This is a genomic window from Atopobium sp. oral taxon 810 str. F0209 (assembly GCF_000466405.1).
Lineage (GTDB): Bacteria > Actinomycetota > Coriobacteriia > Coriobacteriales > Atopobiaceae > Olegusella.
The window spans coordinates 181,548-181,762 of record NZ_KE952949.1; the positions used below are offsets into that span (position 1 = coordinate 181,548).

The 215-nt window shown below is 47.0% G+C and carries 1 protein-coding gene; it reads left to right on the forward strand.

The annotated features are described in order from the left end of the window. The coding region (locus tag HMPREF9069_RS09580) for a hypothetical protein (RefSeq protein ID WP_021626095.1) at positions 1-215 on the forward strand (215 nt) is incomplete at both ends.

Below are 215 nucleotides of genomic sequence, written 5' to 3' on the forward strand. Positions count from 1 at the left end.
GAGAAAGTGCAGGTAAATTTTCTTCCGAGGATGCATCTTGAACCCTCTGCAGGGAAAAGGGTGCTTCTTGAACCGCTTGTAGATGAAAGGGTGCTTCTTGAACCCGTTGTCTTCCATTTAATGCAGGCGGTTCAAAACCGTACCAAATGGCTGAAGAATGCCCAGATAAAAAATGGCGCAAGGGCGCATATTGAACCCGATGCGAGTAAAAGGGA